The 16,795-nt window shown below is 50.3% G+C and carries 13 protein-coding genes; 6 read left to right on the top strand and 7 right to left on the bottom strand.

The features are described from left to right. Position 1: 1 nt before the first annotated feature. The 4 genes from RWO08_RS06590 to spxA form a co-directional block, all read right to left on the bottom strand. Entirely contained in the window at positions 2–925 is a 924-nt protein-coding gene (locus RWO08_RS06590; protein ID WP_291432188.1) for an aldo/keto reductase family oxidoreductase, read from the bottom strand. Between the two features lie 44 nt (positions 926–969). Then, positions 970–2,463, bottom strand: a complete 1,494-nt coding sequence (locus RWO08_RS06585) for a helicase HerA-like domain-containing protein (RefSeq protein WP_314211570.1) — start codon at positions 2,461–2,463, stop codon at positions 970–972. A gap of 140 nt (positions 2,464–2,603) precedes the next feature. Then, positions 2,604–3,317: an adaptor protein MecA gene (locus RWO08_RS06580; RefSeq protein WP_291427735.1), complete on the bottom strand. Its 714-nt coding sequence runs from the start codon at positions 3,315–3,317 to the stop codon at positions 2,604–2,606. Positions 3,318–3,443: 126 nt separating this feature from the next. After that, on the bottom strand, positions 3,444–3,842 hold the full coding sequence (gene spxA, locus RWO08_RS06575; protein ID WP_035364812.1) for a transcriptional regulator SpxA: 399 nt from the start codon (positions 3,840–3,842) through the stop codon (positions 3,444–3,446). A 305-nt stretch (positions 3,843–4,147) separates the two neighbouring features. On the opposite strand from spxA, the gene trpS reads away from it, so the two are divergent. After that, positions 4,148–5,143 (top strand): tryptophan--tRNA ligase, encoded by a 996-nt coding sequence (gene trpS / locus RWO08_RS06570; RefSeq protein WP_314211569.1) that lies wholly within the window; start codon positions 4,148–4,150, stop codon positions 5,141–5,143. A gap of 69 nt (positions 5,144–5,212) precedes the next feature. Continuing rightward, entirely contained in the window at positions 5,213–5,677 is a 465-nt protein-coding gene (locus tag RWO08_RS06565; protein ID WP_023392324.1) for a Fur family transcriptional regulator, read from the top strand. A gap of 97 nt (positions 5,678–5,774) precedes the next feature. Here RWO08_RS06565 and RWO08_RS06560 read toward each other — a convergent pair whose 3' ends face one another. Genes RWO08_RS06560 through RWO08_RS06550 form a run of 3 tightly spaced genes read right to left on the bottom strand, consistent with a single transcriptional unit; the run spans position 5,775 to position 11,645 of the window. Continuing rightward, positions 5,775–7,634: a family 20 glycosylhydrolase gene (locus RWO08_RS06560; protein WP_314211568.1), complete on the bottom strand. Its 1,860-nt coding sequence runs from the start codon at positions 7,632–7,634 to the stop codon at positions 5,775–5,777. Positions 7,635–7,639: 5 nt separating this feature from the next. Next, the gene (locus RWO08_RS06555) at positions 7,640–10,333 is read right to left on the bottom strand and encodes an alpha-mannosidase (protein WP_314211567.1); all 2,694 of its coding nucleotides are present in this window, start codon (positions 10,331–10,333) and stop codon (positions 7,640–7,642) included. A 19-nt stretch (positions 10,334–10,352) separates the two neighbouring features. After that, entirely contained in the window at positions 10,353–11,645 is a 1,293-nt protein-coding gene (locus RWO08_RS06550; RefSeq protein ID WP_399495876.1) for a glycoside hydrolase family 125 protein, read from the bottom strand. Positions 11,646–11,855: 210 nt separating this feature from the next. On the opposite strand from RWO08_RS06550, the gene RWO08_RS06545 reads away from it, so the two are divergent. The 4 genes from RWO08_RS06545 to RWO08_RS06530 all read left to right on the top strand — a co-directional run bounded on the left by RWO08_RS06545 (position 11,856) and on the right by RWO08_RS06530 (position 16,661). Next, on the top strand, positions 11,856–13,124 hold the full coding sequence (locus RWO08_RS06545) for a DUF1576 domain-containing protein (RefSeq protein ID WP_314211566.1): 1,269 nt from the start codon (positions 11,856–11,858) through the stop codon (positions 13,122–13,124). A 12-nt stretch (positions 13,125–13,136) separates the two neighbouring features. Next, positions 13,137–13,481, top strand: a complete 345-nt coding sequence (locus RWO08_RS06540; RefSeq protein ID WP_070755786.1) for a hypothetical protein — start codon at positions 13,137–13,139, stop codon at positions 13,479–13,481. 32 nt (positions 13,482–13,513) lie between these two features. Beyond that, positions 13,514–13,786: a hypothetical protein gene (locus RWO08_RS06535; protein ID WP_314211565.1), complete on the top strand. Its 273-nt coding sequence runs from the start codon at positions 13,514–13,516 to the stop codon at positions 13,784–13,786. A gap of 916 nt (positions 13,787–14,702) precedes the next feature. Next, positions 14,703–16,661, top strand: a complete 1,959-nt coding sequence (locus tag RWO08_RS06530; protein ID WP_314211564.1) for an ABC-F family ATP-binding cassette domain-containing protein — start codon at positions 14,703–14,705, stop codon at positions 16,659–16,661. Positions 16,662–16,795: the final 134 nt, after the last annotated feature.

Here is a 16,795-nt window from a genome sequence, read left to right as displayed (position 1 = left end):
ATTAAGGGAGGCGATTGCCTGCACTCTTGTAGATGTCATACCATTCTTGGCGAGTCATTTGCACACGTTCAGCCTGGGCCAGCGCTTCAATCCGTTTTGGGCTCATGGTCCCCACAATCGGTTGGAAGCCTGCCGGATGGCGCAAGAGCCAGGCAATGACCATGGCTTCGAAGGCCACACCATGTTGCTTAGCGCCCTGACTTAAGGTTTCTGTCAAGAGCTGATAGTCAGGATGGGTCATGAAGACGCCTTGATGCAAGTCGACCTGGAAGGGCGACCATGGTTGGATGGTCATGCCCTTGAGGCGACAATAATCCAGAATGCCCCCATCCCGGTTAATGCCTGCGACTTCTCGCATATTAACATTGAGACCAGCATCAATCATAGGCGTGTGGGCAGGCCCCAACTGCAATTGATTAATAATGAGGGGCTGGCTTAGACTGGCTTGAAGTAGCTCTATTTGATAAGGATTCTGATTGCTGACGCCGAAATAACGCACCTTACCGGCTGCATGCAAGCGATCGAAGGCGGCTGCCACCTGGTCCGGCTCCATCAGGGCATCGGGCCGATGTAGGAGCAAGACATCCAGATAGTCGGTCTTGAGGCGTTTGAGAATGCCGTCTACCGAATCCAAAATATGCTGGCTGGAAAAGTCAAAATATCCTTCCGGCAGGCGAATCCCACATTTGGACTGGATTAGCAGCTGATCACGCGGAATACCTAGTTCCTTGACAGCTTGAGCAAAGCGGACTTCCGACTCGCCCCGGCCATAGATATCAGCATGATCGAAGAAATTAATGCCGACCTGGCGGGCAGTCTCCAGAACCTGGCTAGCTTCTTGTAGCGAATGGGAGGCCATGCGCATGCAGCCTAGGGCGATGCGACTGGCTCCGGCTAATTGACGACCAAGACATAAGGTTTCCATGATAGCGACTCCTTTATTGGCTGGCGTAGGAATGGGACAAGGTCTTACTTCTTGAACATACCGGTAATCCCGCGGGATACCACACGGCCGACTTCACGACCCACTTGGCCGACTACGTTCTTCATGAAACGATCCAAGAGATTGTCTGTCTTGCGACCACCAGTGCTAGTTGATTTCTTGCTAGTTTTTGCCACGTCTTCATCCTCCTCTTCTTCTACTTCTGCTGCCTCTTCGGCCTGAGCGGCTGCTAGGAGGGCCGCTTCCTGTTCTTGGGTTTGTTTGAGAATGACTTCATGGGCACTCTCACGGTCAATGGCTTCACCATACTTGTCATCCAATGGTGAGCTATTCATTAGGCTGGCCTTAACGGTTGGGTCGATGGTCCCTAAGAGACTTTGCGGTGGGTAAATGAGTACCCGGTCGGCCAGGCTAGGGCTCCCATCTTCTGTCAGGGTAGACACCACGGCTTCCCCTACCTTCAGTTCTTGAATGACCTTGGCTAGGTCTTGATTGGCTTCTTGACGGAAGGTGTCCGCTACCGTTTTAACGGTTTTGAGTTCCTTAGGCGTAAAGGCCCGCAAACCATGCTGGATGCGGTTAGCCAATTGGCTGGCTACCTTGTCTGGAATATCGGTTGGGTTTTGGGTAATGAAATAAACCCCGACCCCTTTGGACCGTACTAAGCGGACAATAAGCTCAATCTTCTCTAATAAGACAGCCGGCGCATCCTTGAAAAGGGCGTGGGCTTCATCGAAGAAGAAGACCAACTTAGGTTTATCCAAGTCCCCGACTTCCGGAAGGTTCTCATAGAGCTCAGCCAAGAGGGCCAAGAGCACAGTCGCATACAAGGTTGGTTGGTTGAAGAGCTGTTCCGCATTGAGGATGTTGACAATCCCACGGCCATCGCTGTCTTGGCGCATGAGGTCGGCAATCTCCAAGCTTGGCTCACCAAAGAAGTTGGCTGCCCCTTGTTGCTCTAAAATAACTAGAGAGCGTAAAATCGCCCCAACTGAACGCGCTGGAATGTTACCGTAATGTTGGCTTAAATCGCCAGCATGAGCGGCCACATAGTTAAGCATAGCCCGCAAGTCCATGAGGTCAATCAGCAAGAGACCTTGCTTATCGGCCACATCGAAGACCACGTTGAGAATGGATTCTTGGGTTTCATTGAGGCCCAAGAGACGGGTTAACATGACAGGCCCCATATCGGAGACGGTCAAACGCAAAGGCGTCCCGTTCTCGCCTTTGACATCCCAAAGTTGTACAGGATAAGAACTTGGTTCATAGTTCTCACGACCTGTCTGAGCCAGGCGCTCGCTGACATCGGTATTGTTGGCTTGAGCCAAGGACATAAGGTCCCCCTTGATATCAGAGAGGACGACTGGAATGCCTTCTTGGCTTAGTAATTCGGCCAAGACCTTAAGGGTCACGGTCTTACCGGTCCCTGTCGCACCGGCGATAATGCCGTGACGGTTTAATTTATCAAGGCGAAGTTGCGCTGGATGCGCCCCCTGCCCGAAGGTGATGACTGAAGTCATGCTCTTTCCCCCTTTTTTCCTGATGACACTGGACAGTCTTCGCCCAGTTGCCCATTCTACTCTTATTTTAACATATCCATGGCCCGTAAGCGACCACAAAAAAACCGTCCACAGGTAAATCCTGTCGACGGTAGTCAATCTTAAAATTGTGCGAAGAATTCCAAGGCATCTCCCGCTTGCAAGAGTTCCCCGTGTTCCTTCAAGATGGCTTCCTTGACGGTGGCTTCTTCCCCAAATTCCAGCATGAAGAGGAATTGTTGGTAGAGACCGTCTGGTTCATAATCACCAATCACATCGCTCAAGACCAGATAGTAGGCGTCATTGTAGCGATAGAGGCTATTTTCAACCGGGAAGTCCCGTAGTTGACGTGCCAACTTGAGGAAATCATCCAAGCGATCGAAGCAGACAATCTCGGGCCCTACAGGTTCTTCCTGATCCTGGGCCTGTTCAATCTCGGCTTCAATCTCCTTGGTCAAGCCTTCTAGGACTTCTAGCTTCTCATTGACGCTGAGATCTTCTTGATCCTGGGCTTGTTGCTTATCTTTTAGGGCGGATTTACGACGGTCCAAGAGACGTTTGAGGACTTCGTTCTCCAGCAAATCTTCTAGGCCATTACCACTGCTACGGCTAATGTAGAGTTCGAGGCCTCGATCGGATGGGATGACATGGAAAGTGACGGAATCAGATTCCGCGAATTGGTTCTCTACGTCCACCTCTTCCAGGATGGAGTAGAAGAATTGCTCAATGCGGGCATGGTTGCTAATCAGTTCTAGGAAGTTAATCCCTCGTTCTTCCAGATCTTCCGGCATAATCAAGACTTTGATTGTATCCTCATTGATACGTTCCATTTCCATAGTAACACCTCCTCTATTTCTTCATTATACTAAACTTTAGGCCAAGACGCTATCCTAATGTATTGTCCTAAGGGAAAAGAAAGGCGAGGCAGAAACAAGGTTCCGGCCTCACCTAGACTCTATTCATTACTCATTGACTAAGGCTTGCACCTTACGCAATTCCAAGGCACGCACTTCGCGTGGCAAGAAACGACGAATTTCATCTTCATTGAAGCCGATTTGCAGGCGTTTCTCGTCAATCATGATTGGACGACGCAAGAGACCTGGTTGCTCTTGCACAATGCGATAAAAGTCATTCAAGGATATTTCGCTAATTTCAATATTTAAGTCTGAATATGCTTTGGAACGGGTTGAGACGATATCTTCTGTCCCTTCTTCTGTCATACGTAAAATATCTTTAATTTCTTGTAGAGACAGTGGTTCCGAAAAGATATTACGTTCTGTGTAGGGAATTTGATGTTCTTCCAACCAGGCGCGGGCCTTACGGCATGAAGTACAACTTGGGGTCGTATATAACGTTACCAAACTAATCACTCCTTTTTTCAATAACCACTACGATTACTACTCTGCTATTATACTACCCCTAGCCCCTGATTACTATACTTTTTTTGAAATTTAACAATAAATCATACTTAAGACCGAGATTAGTTCATAGCTGTAAACAAAACTTCACAAAAAATTCATATACTCTTAGGGAATTCTTTAAAAGTCCTTGTTCAATCTCTCCTCTGCCTTCTTTTGCTAGGCGGGCGCCACATTGCTTTTGTCAATTAAGTGAAACTGCGTTATAATAATAGTAGCGAAACTAAGAGAGAATGAGGCTCGATTTGATGAAACCCAAAATTTTTTCTGGCGTTCAACCTACCTCAGTTCCAACCATCGGGAACTACGTTGGGGCTATGCGCCAATTTGTTGAATTGCAAGACGACTATGACGCTACCTACTGTATCGTCAACCAGCACGCCATTACCGTGCCCCAAGAGCCAGCCAAGCTCCACCAAACAACCCGTGAGTTGGCTGCCCTCTATCTGGCCCTAGGCATTGACCCTAAGAAGGCAACCGTTTTCGTTCAGTCTGATGTCCCAGCCCACACGCAAGCAGCTTGGATAATTCTCTGTACGACCGGCTTGGGCGAATTGGAACGCATGACCCAATATAAAGATAAATCCACCAAGCAGGAAAGTGTCAATGCTGGCTTGCTCTGCTACCCTGCCTTAATGGTTGCAGACATTATTCTCTATGATGCAGCCTATGTACCAGTGGGCGAAGACCAGAAGCAGCATTTGGAGTTAACCCGTAACTATGTGGACCGCTTCAACCAACGCTACGGCAAGGGCAAGGAGCTCCTAGTCAAACCTGAAATCATCACCCCTAAATCCGGTGGCCGGGTCATGAGTCTGCAGGACCCATTCAGCAAGATGAGTAAATCCGATACCAATGCTAAGGCGACCATCTCCCTCCTAGATGATCCTAAGACCATCCTTAAGAAGATGAAGAGTGCCGTCACCGACTCGGTTGGCCAAGTCAATTACGACCGTGAAAATCAACCGGCTGTCAGCAACCTGCTGGATATTTTCTCTGCTTTTTCTGGCCGTTCAATTGACTCTCTGGTGGCTGAATATCATGAGGCTGGCTATGGGACCTTTAAGCAGGCCATTGCCGACAGTATTATCGCGACCCTAGAGCCAATCCAAGCGGAATATCATCGTCTCTTGACTTCTAGCACCCTAGACGACATCTTGGCCGAAGGAGCTAAGAAGGCCAACCAACAGGCTAACAAGGTCCTAGCGCGGATGGAGAAGGCAATTGGCTTGACTTATCGCTAAAATTTGTGCTATAATGTTATATGTAGTAGATTGTTTTAATTATCAATAAATAAAAGGAGGTGACCCAAAATGGAATATGTAACTGATGTCGCTAAAGAACTCGAACAAGTTGTTGCCCAACTTAAGAACAAGCACATTCGGATGACGCCGCAACGTCGCGCCATTCTATCCTATATGATTCAGACACACAATCACCCTACCGTGGAAGAAATCTACCATGATCTCTTACCTGACTGGCCAAGCCTTAGTCTTGCGACCATCTATAATAACCTGTCTTTCCTAGTCAAAGAAGGTTATGTCAATGAGATGAAATTCTCTGATGTCACCAGTCGTTATGACTACATGGGCCTAAATGGCTACAACCATCAGCACATTATCTGTGAACGCTGTGGGAAAATTGCGGACTTCGCTATGACTAAGTTCCCAGATCCAACCGAAGACGTCCATAAACAAACCGGCTATACAACCAACCGGACTAAAGTCGAAGTTTACGGTGTCTGCCCAGACTGCCAAGGTCGCATCCGCGCCTGGTAATCACAGACGAAATCAAATGACGAGGACTGAGTCCTCGTCATTTTTGTATTCATAAAGCCAAAGGCAAGGGTTATTCCCTTGCCTTTTTTGTCTGATGCTACCAGGTCATACGGGACCGCGACATAGTCCGTAGGGCGCGGTTGTAGTTGACGGCTGGTTTGAATCCACTTTGGTCTGTTGGCAGCGGATTGAGTCTTGCTTCCTCCAACTCTGGCAGACTGTCGACACGGCCTGACAGATAATCCTTCAAGCGCGAAATGACCGCCTGCGTCCGGGTCATCAGCCCGCCAATCCGATATTCTAAGATTTCCAAGCCAAATGGGTTGGCTTCTTGTAACCAGACTTGACGACGACTTTGCAGGACGCGGTCATAGTCCGCAATCAGTTGTGGCAAGCGACCGTGAACGAGGTCAGCTAGTGTCTGACGGTCGTGGGCATGATAGGCCTGCCAGATTAAGTAAGGCAGGTTCCATTTGTTAGCCAAGCAGAGGGCATAGTCGCTATAGAACTGGTTGACAGCTGGGTTGCCACCCTCCATAGCGTCGAAATCAACGGCCAATTTGGCCATACGGGCCCCATAGTCCACATCCATGGACTCAATTTGTGGCATAAACATCGGCAGTAGCAAATCTTGATAGAAGAAGTATTTAGAAGGCGTCACATCAATACCTGCTAATTGATCCCATTCTGGCAACAAGTCTAATTCCCCTTGCTTGAGCCAGTCGGATAGGGATAAACCGGAGAAGAAGCTTAACCATTGGCTAAACTCCTCTTCTACATAGTCAGCATGGCTGTCTAGGTAAGAATAGAGGACCAGGCCGAAGACGGCCGCTTCAAATGGCGACTCAGAACTATCGTCTCCCCAGGCGGTCGCCATGACTTCCTGGATGCCGGTTTGGCGGGCCGCTTCTAGGCCGGCCAGGCTAGCCACCAAGGTCTTACGGTGGTGCGGCGTGTAACCCGTCCAACGCCAGGCCCCACCAGCAAAGCTGACTTGAGCCCCTAAACTACGACGTTGGGCGATTTTATCCAAGTAAGCTTGGGTGGTATGTTGGTAGTAATCCCAGTACATGAGGCTGATGCCCTCAGGAATGGCGATTTTCTCGTCTTCTCCTACTTGGTTATACCAAGAGAAGAACATGTCATCCCAAATGATTGGTTCTAGGTCATAGCGGTCACAGAGGGTCTTCATGCGGGCTAGGTGGTCCAACATAATGTCAGTCTTAGCTCGCAAGCCCACTTGATCCAGATAATGGCCTCGCCCTAGGTCATAGGCTTCATCCATACCTAAGTGAATGCGCTTGGTTGTAAAACAAGAAGAGAGAGAGGCCAACATTTGGTCGATTAAGGTATAGGTCTCTTCCCGCCCTACGTGGAGGACGTCCGCTAGATCTGCATATTGACTGTTAATATGCTCCCATTGGAAGAACTGGTTGAGGTGGGCCAAGGTCTGCACACAAGGCACCAACTCAATACCCAAGTCCTGGGCGTAAGCATCCAATTCACGCAGATCGGCCTGGCTATAACGGCCTCGGAAGGCCCCAAAATAAGGCTGCTCCGGAATTTCATAGACATCTTCCATATAGAGCATATACCAAGTGTGGCCTAAGACGGCCAAGCGTCTTAAGAGGGACTTAACATAGTCCACCTTGGCAACGGCATTGCGGGAGTTATCCAGCATGAGGCCATTGCGGCTGAAACTAATGGGCTGGCTAAAGCTGCTAGTCTGGCCGGCTTGTTGCCGCATATTCCAGAGGGCCAAGCCATGGAAGAAATGTGGTAGGTCAGGCGCCACAATGAGGACGCCCTCTCCTTGGTCGGATACTTCTAACTTGCCCGCCGGGCCCGCTTGATAGTCAACCAGGCGGCCATCAGGCGCTAGGGATAGGTCTAATTCTGCTGCTAGACGCTCAACCTTGTCGCGCAAGGCCGCATCTTCAATCCAAATCTTAGTCATACTACTTACCCTTTCTTAAGGCGATAGGTCTTGATTTCATAAGGCGCAATCAGCGAAGAGGTCTCCTCTAGGTCCTCTTCTAAGAGGTTGACCGATTGCAAGTGGCTAGGTAGATAAGGTGCCAGGTCGAGCGTCTCTGAGGCATGGCTGACCAGGCGGAGAATCCAATCTTGGCTATCGTGGGCCTGCTTGAAGGCCGTCACTTCGATGCCTCTTGGCAGGTCATTGACCTTGACAGGGCTGGCTTGCCAGTCAGCCAAACCTTGGCCTAGGCTGGCTTGCTTGACCAAGAGTGGGATGAAGATGGAAGACCCGGTCGCAAAGCTCTGGCTTAACTGATCTTGGCCTTGCCAGAATTGGAGGTAGGCACTGGCTTCGTAATCGCCCAGACATTGGGCTTCCGGTGTTGGGAAGTAACCCCAGTCACCTAATTCGCCGGTGCAACGCAAGCAGGTCAGATAGAGATAAGTCGCTTGGTCGTCAACGGTCACTTCATATTCAGGCAGCCCCTGTACACTCAAGGTCAAACCTTGACTCTCCCCAATGGCCACATTGCGGTGCAAGGCTTGTGGGTTGCTTGGGTTACGCCATTCAGGCGCCACATGGTTAGAGCGCCAGAGCCATTCATAGGCTGAGTCGACAAAGTGGCGGTCCGTGCGCTCAGGTAGCTTGAAGCCCAGTCGTACCCGGTGATCCAAGACCTCATTGTGCCCTTCTAGTCGGATGGCTACACCCCGTGATTGAGGGGTCAGGCTATAGGTCACGAAGATTTCAACCGACACTGTCTCGTCAGCCCGGCCAATTTGGCGTTCGACCACATCGATGACTTGTTTTTGCGCCTCTAGTAAGGCATAGTCAGCCGAAATTGGCACTTGAAGTTGATAGCCTAAGACCAGATGATCGGCCAAGCCATCGTGGATGACCCGGGCGCTAATCAGAGCATCAGCTTGGGTCAGGCGTTGGCCTAAGGATTCGCGGAAAATATACTCATTGCCCACATCCCCAGTTTCTTCTAAGAGACCTTGATCTTCATAGACCTGGCCGGTCACCTTATCGGTGATGGTAACGGAGCCGTTGGCTGCTAGGGCCACTTTGAGGTAGTCATTTTCGATGAACTCCTTGTCTTGGGCCCCACCTTCTAGTTCCAGGTCCTCTGTCTTAGGCACCAAATAGTACTCAGCCAAGGACATGGCAGGCACGGTGGCTAGCCATTCCACTTCTAATTCACGTGCGAAGTAGGCCCGGCGGAAACGGTCATCTGGTAGGTCATAGTCGAAGTTAGCCCCTAGGTCCACAATGGTGGCAGGCACGACTTGGCCTTGGCCATCCACTAATTGGTAGTCTTCAATGGCTAATTCTGCCATGCGTTTGTAGGCTTCCTTAACCGGATATTGACTGAAGAAGGCCCGGTCTAAGACGACTTTGCTGACTAGGCGCCCTTCCTTGAGGCAATTGCTTGGGTTCCAGACCTGCAAGACATAAGGCTGGTCTGCCAAGCGATTTGGCGCTTTGACCTGCTGAGCCAAGAAGTCTAAGATGCCCCGCACTAGGGTCTGGCTAGCCGCTTCAACGGCTTCAAAGCGGGACACCATGCCCCGGTGAACTTCGTCGATACTGCAGCCACAAATGCTGTCATGAGGATAGTTCTGTAAGAGGGTCTTCCAGATAAAGTCAATTTTATCGCTTGGATAGACGTAGCCGTAACGAGTAGCTAAGGTGGCTAACGGCTCCAGAACTTGCTCCAAGTAGTCAGACAGACGAGCTGAATACTGCTTGAGGTAGAGACGGGAAGAAGCGGTATTGGCCAAAGTATACCAACCATCCGTTGCTTGCGAACGTAGTTCCCCTTCCACCACACTTAATTGTGGTTGATTGCTTGCTAGGCTCGCTTCTAGGGCTTCTTGATAGAGGGTAAAGTTGGAGTGGATGAATTCATAGTCTGGGTAGAGCTGGTTGGCCAAGGCAATGGCTTGGGACAGATCAGTCTGGGCAGGTTGGTGGTCACAGCCATTGAGCATGAGCAACTGGTCAGAGACCGCATAGCGCTCTGCATCGGCTAATTTCTTGTCCCAGAAGACTTTGGCTTGCTCAGGATCAGCAGGGATTTCATTGCCGTTACTATACCAGTTAGCGAAGAGAATCCCCAGGACATCCGAGCCATCTGGACTCTTCCAGGTAAGCTCTGAGAAGGCCGACTTGAAGCTGCCTTCTTCAAAGGTCTGGTTGTCAAAGCCCGTTGGTTTGACCCCGCGACCAAAGGCTGCCACAGACATGCCCATACCACGAGTGATTTGTGGGGTTTGGCCGGTTAGGCCGAAGGTGTCCGGATAGTAACCTAATTGTTCGCCCTTAACCCCCCAGCGTTTGAGATCTTGATAACCAATCAGACCGTTACGTACGGTTGCCTCGCCACTAATCAGGAAGGCATCCTGCAAGATATAGAAGGGCCCAATCCGTAATTTGCCGGACTGAACGGCCGCCTTAAGTCGCGCTTCTTGATGAGGACGAATTTGTAGATAGTCGTCCAAGGTGATGGTCTGGCCATCCAGGTGGAAGTAACGGTAGTCTGGATCTGTGTCGAACAGGTCTAGGACTTGATCAATCAAGTCGACTAAACGTAGGTGGTGTTCTTCAAAGGGAAGATACCATTCCCGATCCCAGTGGGAGTGGGAAATGATATGAACTGTTTTCTTGCTCATGTTATTGCCTCATGTCTTTCTAGCGTTTAACGCGAATATCGAAGTAGTCTAAGAGGAGTTCGCAGAACATCATATTAGACCAAGAGAACCACTCCCGGGTGTAACGACTGTCATCGTCCACGTGGAAGGATTCGTGCATTTGGTTGGTGCCGGCATCCGTATTGACCAGCAAGTCTAAAATCCGAGCCTTCTCCGCCTTATGGCTGGTGGTTAAACCTTCCATAGAGAGGGAAATTGGCCAGATATACTGATCCCAAGTATGAGAGGAGCCCAGGCCACTGGCTAATTTGCCACTGTAGTAGTAAGGGTTCTCTGGCGACAGAACGGTCTGGCGTGTGGCCACATAGATAGGATCATCTTCTGAACAGAAGCCTAGGTAAGGCAGGGAAAGTAGGTTTGGCACATTGCCATCATCCATGATGCTGGCATTGCCTAAACCATCTACTTCGTAAGCATAGACTGCCTGACCTTGGGCATTTTGAATAATCCCATAGCGCTCAATGCCGGCCTGGATTTGAGCCTTAAGGGTGGCCGCTAGCTCGATTTCTTCTTGAGTCAAGCCCAAGAAGGGCGCCAATTCTGCCACATAGCCCAAGACCACGCTAGCAAATTGGTTGGATGGCACTAAGTAGTGATAGGTACAACGATCATCACTTGGACGGAAGCCAGACCAGGTCATGCCAGTGTAGCCGACGGGTGAGCCCATGCCATCAAATGGCAGGGTGTCTTCTTGGCGGTCGGTGTCACGCACAAAGCGATAAGGACTAGCCCCTGCATGGTCTTGCTCCGTGCGCCAGAGGTCTAGAATGGTCACCAAGCCCTTGCGGACGGTCTCTGTTAAGTGGTCGGTCCGGCCACTATTAACATAGAGTAGGTAAGCTAATTGAATGGCATAGGCCAAGCTATCGATTTCGTATTTGCGCTCCCAAATCCAGTCATTCATTTGAGTGTGGTCGGTCGCCCCATGGCCTTGGCCATTTGGTTCTTGGTTGAAGGCATTGGTGTAAGGGTCAATTAAGATATAGCCAAATTGGCGCTCGACCAAGCCGGCAATCATGTCGTAGATGTCCTCATGCTCCTTAGCTAAGACCAGGTAAGGCCGGACTTGTGCGGTCGAGTCGCGTAGCCACATGGCCGGGATGTCTCCAGTCACCACGAAGGTAGTGCCGTCTTCTAGGCGTTCAATAGTCGTCTCTAGGGTATTTAAGAAACACTCATGAAAGACCTCAGCCCAACGGGGATTGACCGCCCGGGCTTGATCACAAATCTTTTCCATATATTTTTTTAATTCAGTTGATACTGGCATTGCCATTTTTCTTCCTCCTCATCACGAATCGAGTCTCCTCTATCCTCTATTATTGCTAAGCGCTTACCCTAAATCAAGTCTTGTCACAGACTTCTCTATTTTTTGCTAAAACAACTATAATTTGTTAATATATGCCCTTCAGAAAAACAGTAAAAAACCCCGCGAAAGCCTTTCCTTTGTGCTATACTAACATTAGCAGCTGATAAGGAGGTTCCCATGGCTGATTCTACTATCCCATCTTTCCTGCGGCCCAACAAGAAGTCTAGTCTCTTAGTGCTGGCCCTCTATACCTTTATATTTAGCTTCTTGATGCCAGATGCTGGAAGCCTCTGGTCTGATTACGGCCAAATTTTAAGTAAACAAAGCTACCTAATGACTGACTTTACGGCCATGGGGATGGCGGCTACTTTCTTCAATGTGGCTTGCCATTTCGTTATTGCCTACATCCTGGTCTACACCAACACGCGGTCACGCCTTAATGGTCTGCAAGCGGCAGCTGCCGGTATCTTTGCTGGCCACGCCCTCTTCGGGACCCATATCTTGAATATCCTGCCTATTATTTATGGGGTCTACCTCTATAGTCGCTGGACCGGCCAATCCTTCGGCTCCTTGACCACGGTCAGCCTCTTCGCCACTTCGGCGGCGCCCTTTATCTCCTTCTGGGCCATCGCACCTGGCTTGTCCTGGTGGTCGCTCATTTTGGCAGCCCTGATTGGGACTGGTGTCGGCTTCATCTCGGCGCCTTTGGCTGAGCAATACCTCAAGTTCCACCAAGGCTTTAACCTCTATAACTTTGGCTTCGCCATGGGCATCATCGCCATGTTCGGGACCATTAGCTTCCGCTACTTCAAGCTAGAGGCGCCTAGCCTCAGCATCCTCAATCAAGAGCATCATGGCCTCTTAGTCCTCTATCTGCTGGGCATCTTGCTGGGACTCTTTGGCCTAGCAGCCTTCAAGCGAACAGAAGTCAAAGCCAACTACGGCAAACTCTTGCGCCGGGCCGGTCGGACACCAGATGACTTCTTAGCTCACTTCGGCTTCGGAACGGCCGCCTTCAATATGGCCCTTAACGGCAGCCTCTACTTGTTGCTGGCCCTGGCCTTGGGTGTCCAATTCAATGGGCCTATCCTGGGCGGTATCCTAGGGATCATGGGTTTCTCCGCCTTCGGTAAGCACCCGCGTAACTGCCTGCCTATCTCAGCCGGCATTCTACTAGCTGCCTTATTACTAGGCCAAGACCCCGCCCAATCCTCAGTTTGGGTGCCTATCTTATTTGGGACCACCCTAGCACCAATTGCTGGACATTATGGCATCATTTATGGTGCAGTCGCAGGCTTTTTGCATTATAATGTAGTGAGTATGGTCTTTAGTTTACACGCAGGCATGAGCCTCTATAACAACGGCTTTGCGGGTGGCTTTGTCGCCGCCTTCCTGGTACCCATCTATGATACCCTGCGCAGCAACCATCACGCTTATGATGATTAGAAGGAGTCCCCTATGAATATCGAAAAACACAAAGCAACGCGTATTATGAAGGAGATTGTCTCCTATTTCTTAGACAATGGCCTCAATGATTTTAACCTGGACTTTAAGGCTAGCAACCAAGTCATTGAAATAACGGTCCAGGCGCCCTGCCAGGCCGAACCCGCTAGCTTCCAAGAGCTACTCAAGGATTTACAAAGTCCGCGGGAAATCGAAGTAGACGAATACTTTAACGCCCTCCTGGGTAGTCACTGCTCCGGCCATGACTACAGCTTCCTGGGCAAGGCCATCGATGAAGCCCAGGGTGGCTTCCAAGATGGCGTCTTGACTCTCACCATCAGACGTTACAAAATCAAATAATTTAGTCACTAGTAGAAAGGATTGTTTCCCCCATGGAATTTCTCCGCATGCCAGCTTATCAACTCTTCTTACATCCGATTACGGGTGGTGCCATCTGGGGCTATGTGCTTGCCATGATTTATCTGCGCTATGTCCGCCGCTTCCCACAATACAAACCGCACTTCTACGGCGCCTTGGCTGTCTTGATTTATGTGGCACCCCTCTTCTTAACCCGGCACATCAACGAAATCCACGGGCTGACCTGCGGATTAGCCTATGTCCTGACCCGTCTCTATGACTATGACCGAGCACAAGTTGCTAGCTAAGTAGACACGAGCTCCTCTTGAGGAGCTCTTTTTTTGTGGCTAGCTTGATAAGATTTGAGGCAAAAATATTTTGGGGCATTTTAGCTTTTGCTTAATATTTTTGGGATGACTCTTGGTAGAACAGCCATAGTAGGAATCGCTATAAACTTCTTGGTTTTCAGCTTTTTGATGCGAGTTGTGGTTAACCACAACTCGATGCCAAATATTGATTAGCAAGATTATTTTGTTTTAGGGTTGGCGCCTAGTAGTTCTGGGCATCTTTGGTCTTTGAGTCTAAAGTAGCTATCTGGCAGCGCCAGTCTTTTGCTTCGATAGGCTATTTTCCGTAAAAATTATTTTAGGCATTTCAAATTCCTTCCCATATTATTTCTATGAACGTTGATATCATATTAATAGTAGACTGTACAATCACTTTCTTGCTTTTCAGTATTTTTATGCGAGTTCGGGTTAACCCGAACTCAACGTAAAATATTGAAAAGCAAGATAATTAAATTCTCGGTGTTTGTGGCGAGAACTCGTGATCGCCTTTCGGCATTTAAACCTAAAGCGGGCATTGGGAGCTGGACCGGCTCTAGCCTGGCTAGGCTTCCAACGGATTTCTCGCCGTCCGACCCCTCTTTTGTCCCAAACATGAGCCTTGTCTCCGCTAAAAAATACTTGGGCTAGTTTAAGTTTCTCCATGTTTTCTACACTTCCATATTGAGATACAGGCAACGGCGCCTTTTCCTATGACTTTCTTGCTTTTCAAGATTACCCACCCAGTTCGGGTTAACCCGAACTGGGCCTAAAATATTGAAAAGCAAGATGACGACAGCCCGCCCTCCAGTCTCCGAGAATGCGTCCCTTCTCTTTCCTTGAAGGTCCTGAATCTTCAAGGTATAATGATAGAGACACTGATAGAAAGGAATCGCCTGCTATGATTCTACTACAAGCCAATGACCTGGCTCGGCGCTTTGCCGATGACACCCTCTATGAAGGGGTCTCCTTCAATATCCAAACTCAAGACCGTATTGCCCTAGTGGGCCGTAATGGGGCCGGCAAGTCCACCCTGATTAAGCAAATCATGGGCGAGGAGCCAATCTCGGACGGTTCCATCACCAAGGCCAAGGGCCTAAAAATCGGCTACCTGGCCCAACATGTTCGGACCGAATGGAACGACAGCCTGTCCATCTGGGATACCATGCTGGCAGTCTTCCAGGAGACTTTGGCCCTGCGCCAGACGGCTGAAGAAGCCGCCATGCGACTAGCCGAGCTGTCAGACGACACCCAAGCCCCAGCCTACCAGGCGGCCTTGGAGCGCTACGACCAACTCCAGGAAGCCCTAACCCAACGCAATGCCTATGCCATTGAGTCCGATATCCGGACAGTCCTACATGGTTTCCGTTTCTACGAAGCCGACTATGCTACGCCGGTTAGCCAATTATCCGGGGGGCAACGGACCCGCCTGGCCCTGGCCCGCATCCTGCTCATGGACTATGACCTGCTGATTCTGGACGAGCCGACCAACCACTTAGACATGACCACCCTAGCCTGGCTAGAAACTTACCTGACTGGCTACAAGGGCGCCCTCCTCCTGGTTTCCCACGACCGTTATTTCCTAGATAAGGTGGTCAACCAGGTCCTGGAACTGCGCCATCATCGTCTCCACACCTACAAGGGCAATTACAGCTACTATGTGGAAGAGAAGGCCCTGCGCCTGGCTGCAGAAGAGAAGGCCTATGCCGCTCAACAAGCCACCATTCAAAAACTGGAAGACTTCGTCCAACGTAACCTGGTGCGAGCTTCAACGACCAAACGGGCCCAAAGTCGCCGCAAACAGTTGGAGAAAATGGACCGCCTAGACAAGCCTAAGCAAGACAAGCAGGCGCCCCGCATCCAGTTCCTAGCAGCCAAAGACTCCGGTGAAGACGTCCTCGCCGTCGACCATTTGGCGGTGGGCTATGAGGCCACGCCCGTCGCCCAGGATCTCAACCTCCAGGTCCGGCGCCAAGAAGCCATCGCCCTAGTGGGGCCTAACGGGGTCGGCAAGACCACCCTGCTCAAGACCCTGATTGGCCAACTGCCTGCCCTGGCAGGGACCTATCGCTTTGGCGCGGGCGTCCAAATCGGCTACTACGACCAGAACCTGGTCTTGCCTGACGAGAATTTGACCGTCTTAGAAACTCTCTGGCAGGCCCATGACACCACCGACGAGAAGGTCATTCGGACCATTTTAGGTAGCTTCCTCTTCTCGGGCGATGACGTCCTCAAGAAGGTCTCCATGCTGAGTGGGGGCGAGAAGGCCCGGCTCAGTCTAGCCCTGCTAGCCACCGAGCACGACAACACCCTGATTCTGGACGAACCGACCAACCACTTGGATATCGACAGCAAGGAAGTTCTAGAAGATGCCTTGATTGCCTTCGATGGCACCCTACTCTTCGTCTCCCACGACCGCTATTTCATCAATCGATTGGCGACGCAAGTAGTTGAAGTCACCCCACAAGGCGTCAAGACTTACCTAGGCGACTATGACTACTATCAAGAGAAGAAGGCCGAAGAAGCCTTAATTGCCCAGAGCCAAGCTAGCGAGGCAAGCACTGAACCTAGCTCAGCTAGTTCAGCTAATCCGGCCCAACAAGACTATCAAGCCATGAAAGAAGCCAAGCGTCAACGCCGCCGCTTGGAAGAAGCCGTGGATCAGGCAGACGCAAGCCACGCCCAATGGGAGGCTCGCATCGCCCAACTCCACGCCCAGATGGAGACGGCTGCCTTGGCCAATGACCAGAGCCAGCTAGCCCAGCTCCACCAAGACCTGCAAGAGGCTGAAGCTGGACAACTTGAGGCCTTAGAAGCCTGGGAAAGCGCCAGTCTGGCCTTGGAAGACTTTCTAGCTTAAGTTTAGCATTTTCCCAATATATCCTATATGATATATCGGGAAATCAAAAAGGCACTGAGACTTAAATCTCAGTGCCTTTTTCATTGGCTTAAATCGATTTAGTGCCCCTTAGTGCGCAAACTTTGGCCCTCAAG

The organism is uncultured Abiotrophia sp. (assembly GCF_963520105.1).
GTDB lineage: Bacteria > Bacillota > Bacilli > Lactobacillales > Aerococcaceae > Abiotrophia.
The sequence above is the reverse complement of the archived record's forward strand: the minus strand, read 5'-3'. Positions and strand labels throughout refer to the sequence as shown.

What these genes read in the sequence shown, in the direction of transcription:
- RWO08_RS06590 (WP_291432188.1), bottom strand. Translation starts at nt 925, where the DNA reads ATGGAAACCTTATGTCTTGGTCGTCAATTAGCCGGAGCCAGTCGCATC.
- RWO08_RS06585 (WP_314211570.1), bottom strand. Translation starts at nt 2,463, where the DNA reads ATGACTTCAGTCATCACCTTCGGGCAGGGGGCGCATCCAGCGCAACTT.
- RWO08_RS06580 (WP_291427735.1), bottom strand. Translation starts at nt 3,317, where the DNA reads ATGGAAATGGAACGTATCAATGAGGATACAATCAAAGTCTTGATTATG.
- trpS (WP_314211569.1), top strand. Translation starts at nt 4,148, where the DNA reads ATGAAACCCAAAATTTTTTCTGGCGTTCAACCTACCTCAGTTCCAACC.
- RWO08_RS06565 (WP_023392324.1), top strand. Translation starts at nt 5,213, where the DNA reads ATGGAATATGTAACTGATGTCGCTAAAGAACTCGAACAAGTTGTTGCC.
- RWO08_RS06560 (WP_314211568.1), bottom strand. Translation starts at nt 7,634, where the DNA reads ATGACTAAGATTTGGATTGAAGATGCGGCCTTGCGCGACAAGGTTGAG.
- RWO08_RS06555 (WP_314211567.1), bottom strand. Translation starts at nt 10,333, where the DNA reads ATGAGCAAGAAAACAGTTCATATCATTTCCCACTCCCACTGGGATCGG.
- RWO08_RS06550 (WP_399495876.1), bottom strand. Translation starts at nt 11,645, where the DNA reads ATGGCAATGCCAGTATCAACTGAATTAAAAAAATATATGGAAAAGATT.
- RWO08_RS06545 (WP_314211566.1), top strand. Translation starts at nt 11,856, where the DNA reads ATGGCTGATTCTACTATCCCATCTTTCCTGCGGCCCAACAAGAAGTCT.
- RWO08_RS06540 (WP_070755786.1), top strand. Translation starts at nt 13,137, where the DNA reads ATGAATATCGAAAAACACAAAGCAACGCGTATTATGAAGGAGATTGTC.
- RWO08_RS06535 (WP_314211565.1), top strand. Translation starts at nt 13,514, where the DNA reads ATGGAATTTCTCCGCATGCCAGCTTATCAACTCTTCTTACATCCGATT.
- RWO08_RS06530 (WP_314211564.1), top strand. Translation starts at nt 14,703, where the DNA reads ATGATTCTACTACAAGCCAATGACCTGGCTCGGCGCTTTGCCGATGAC.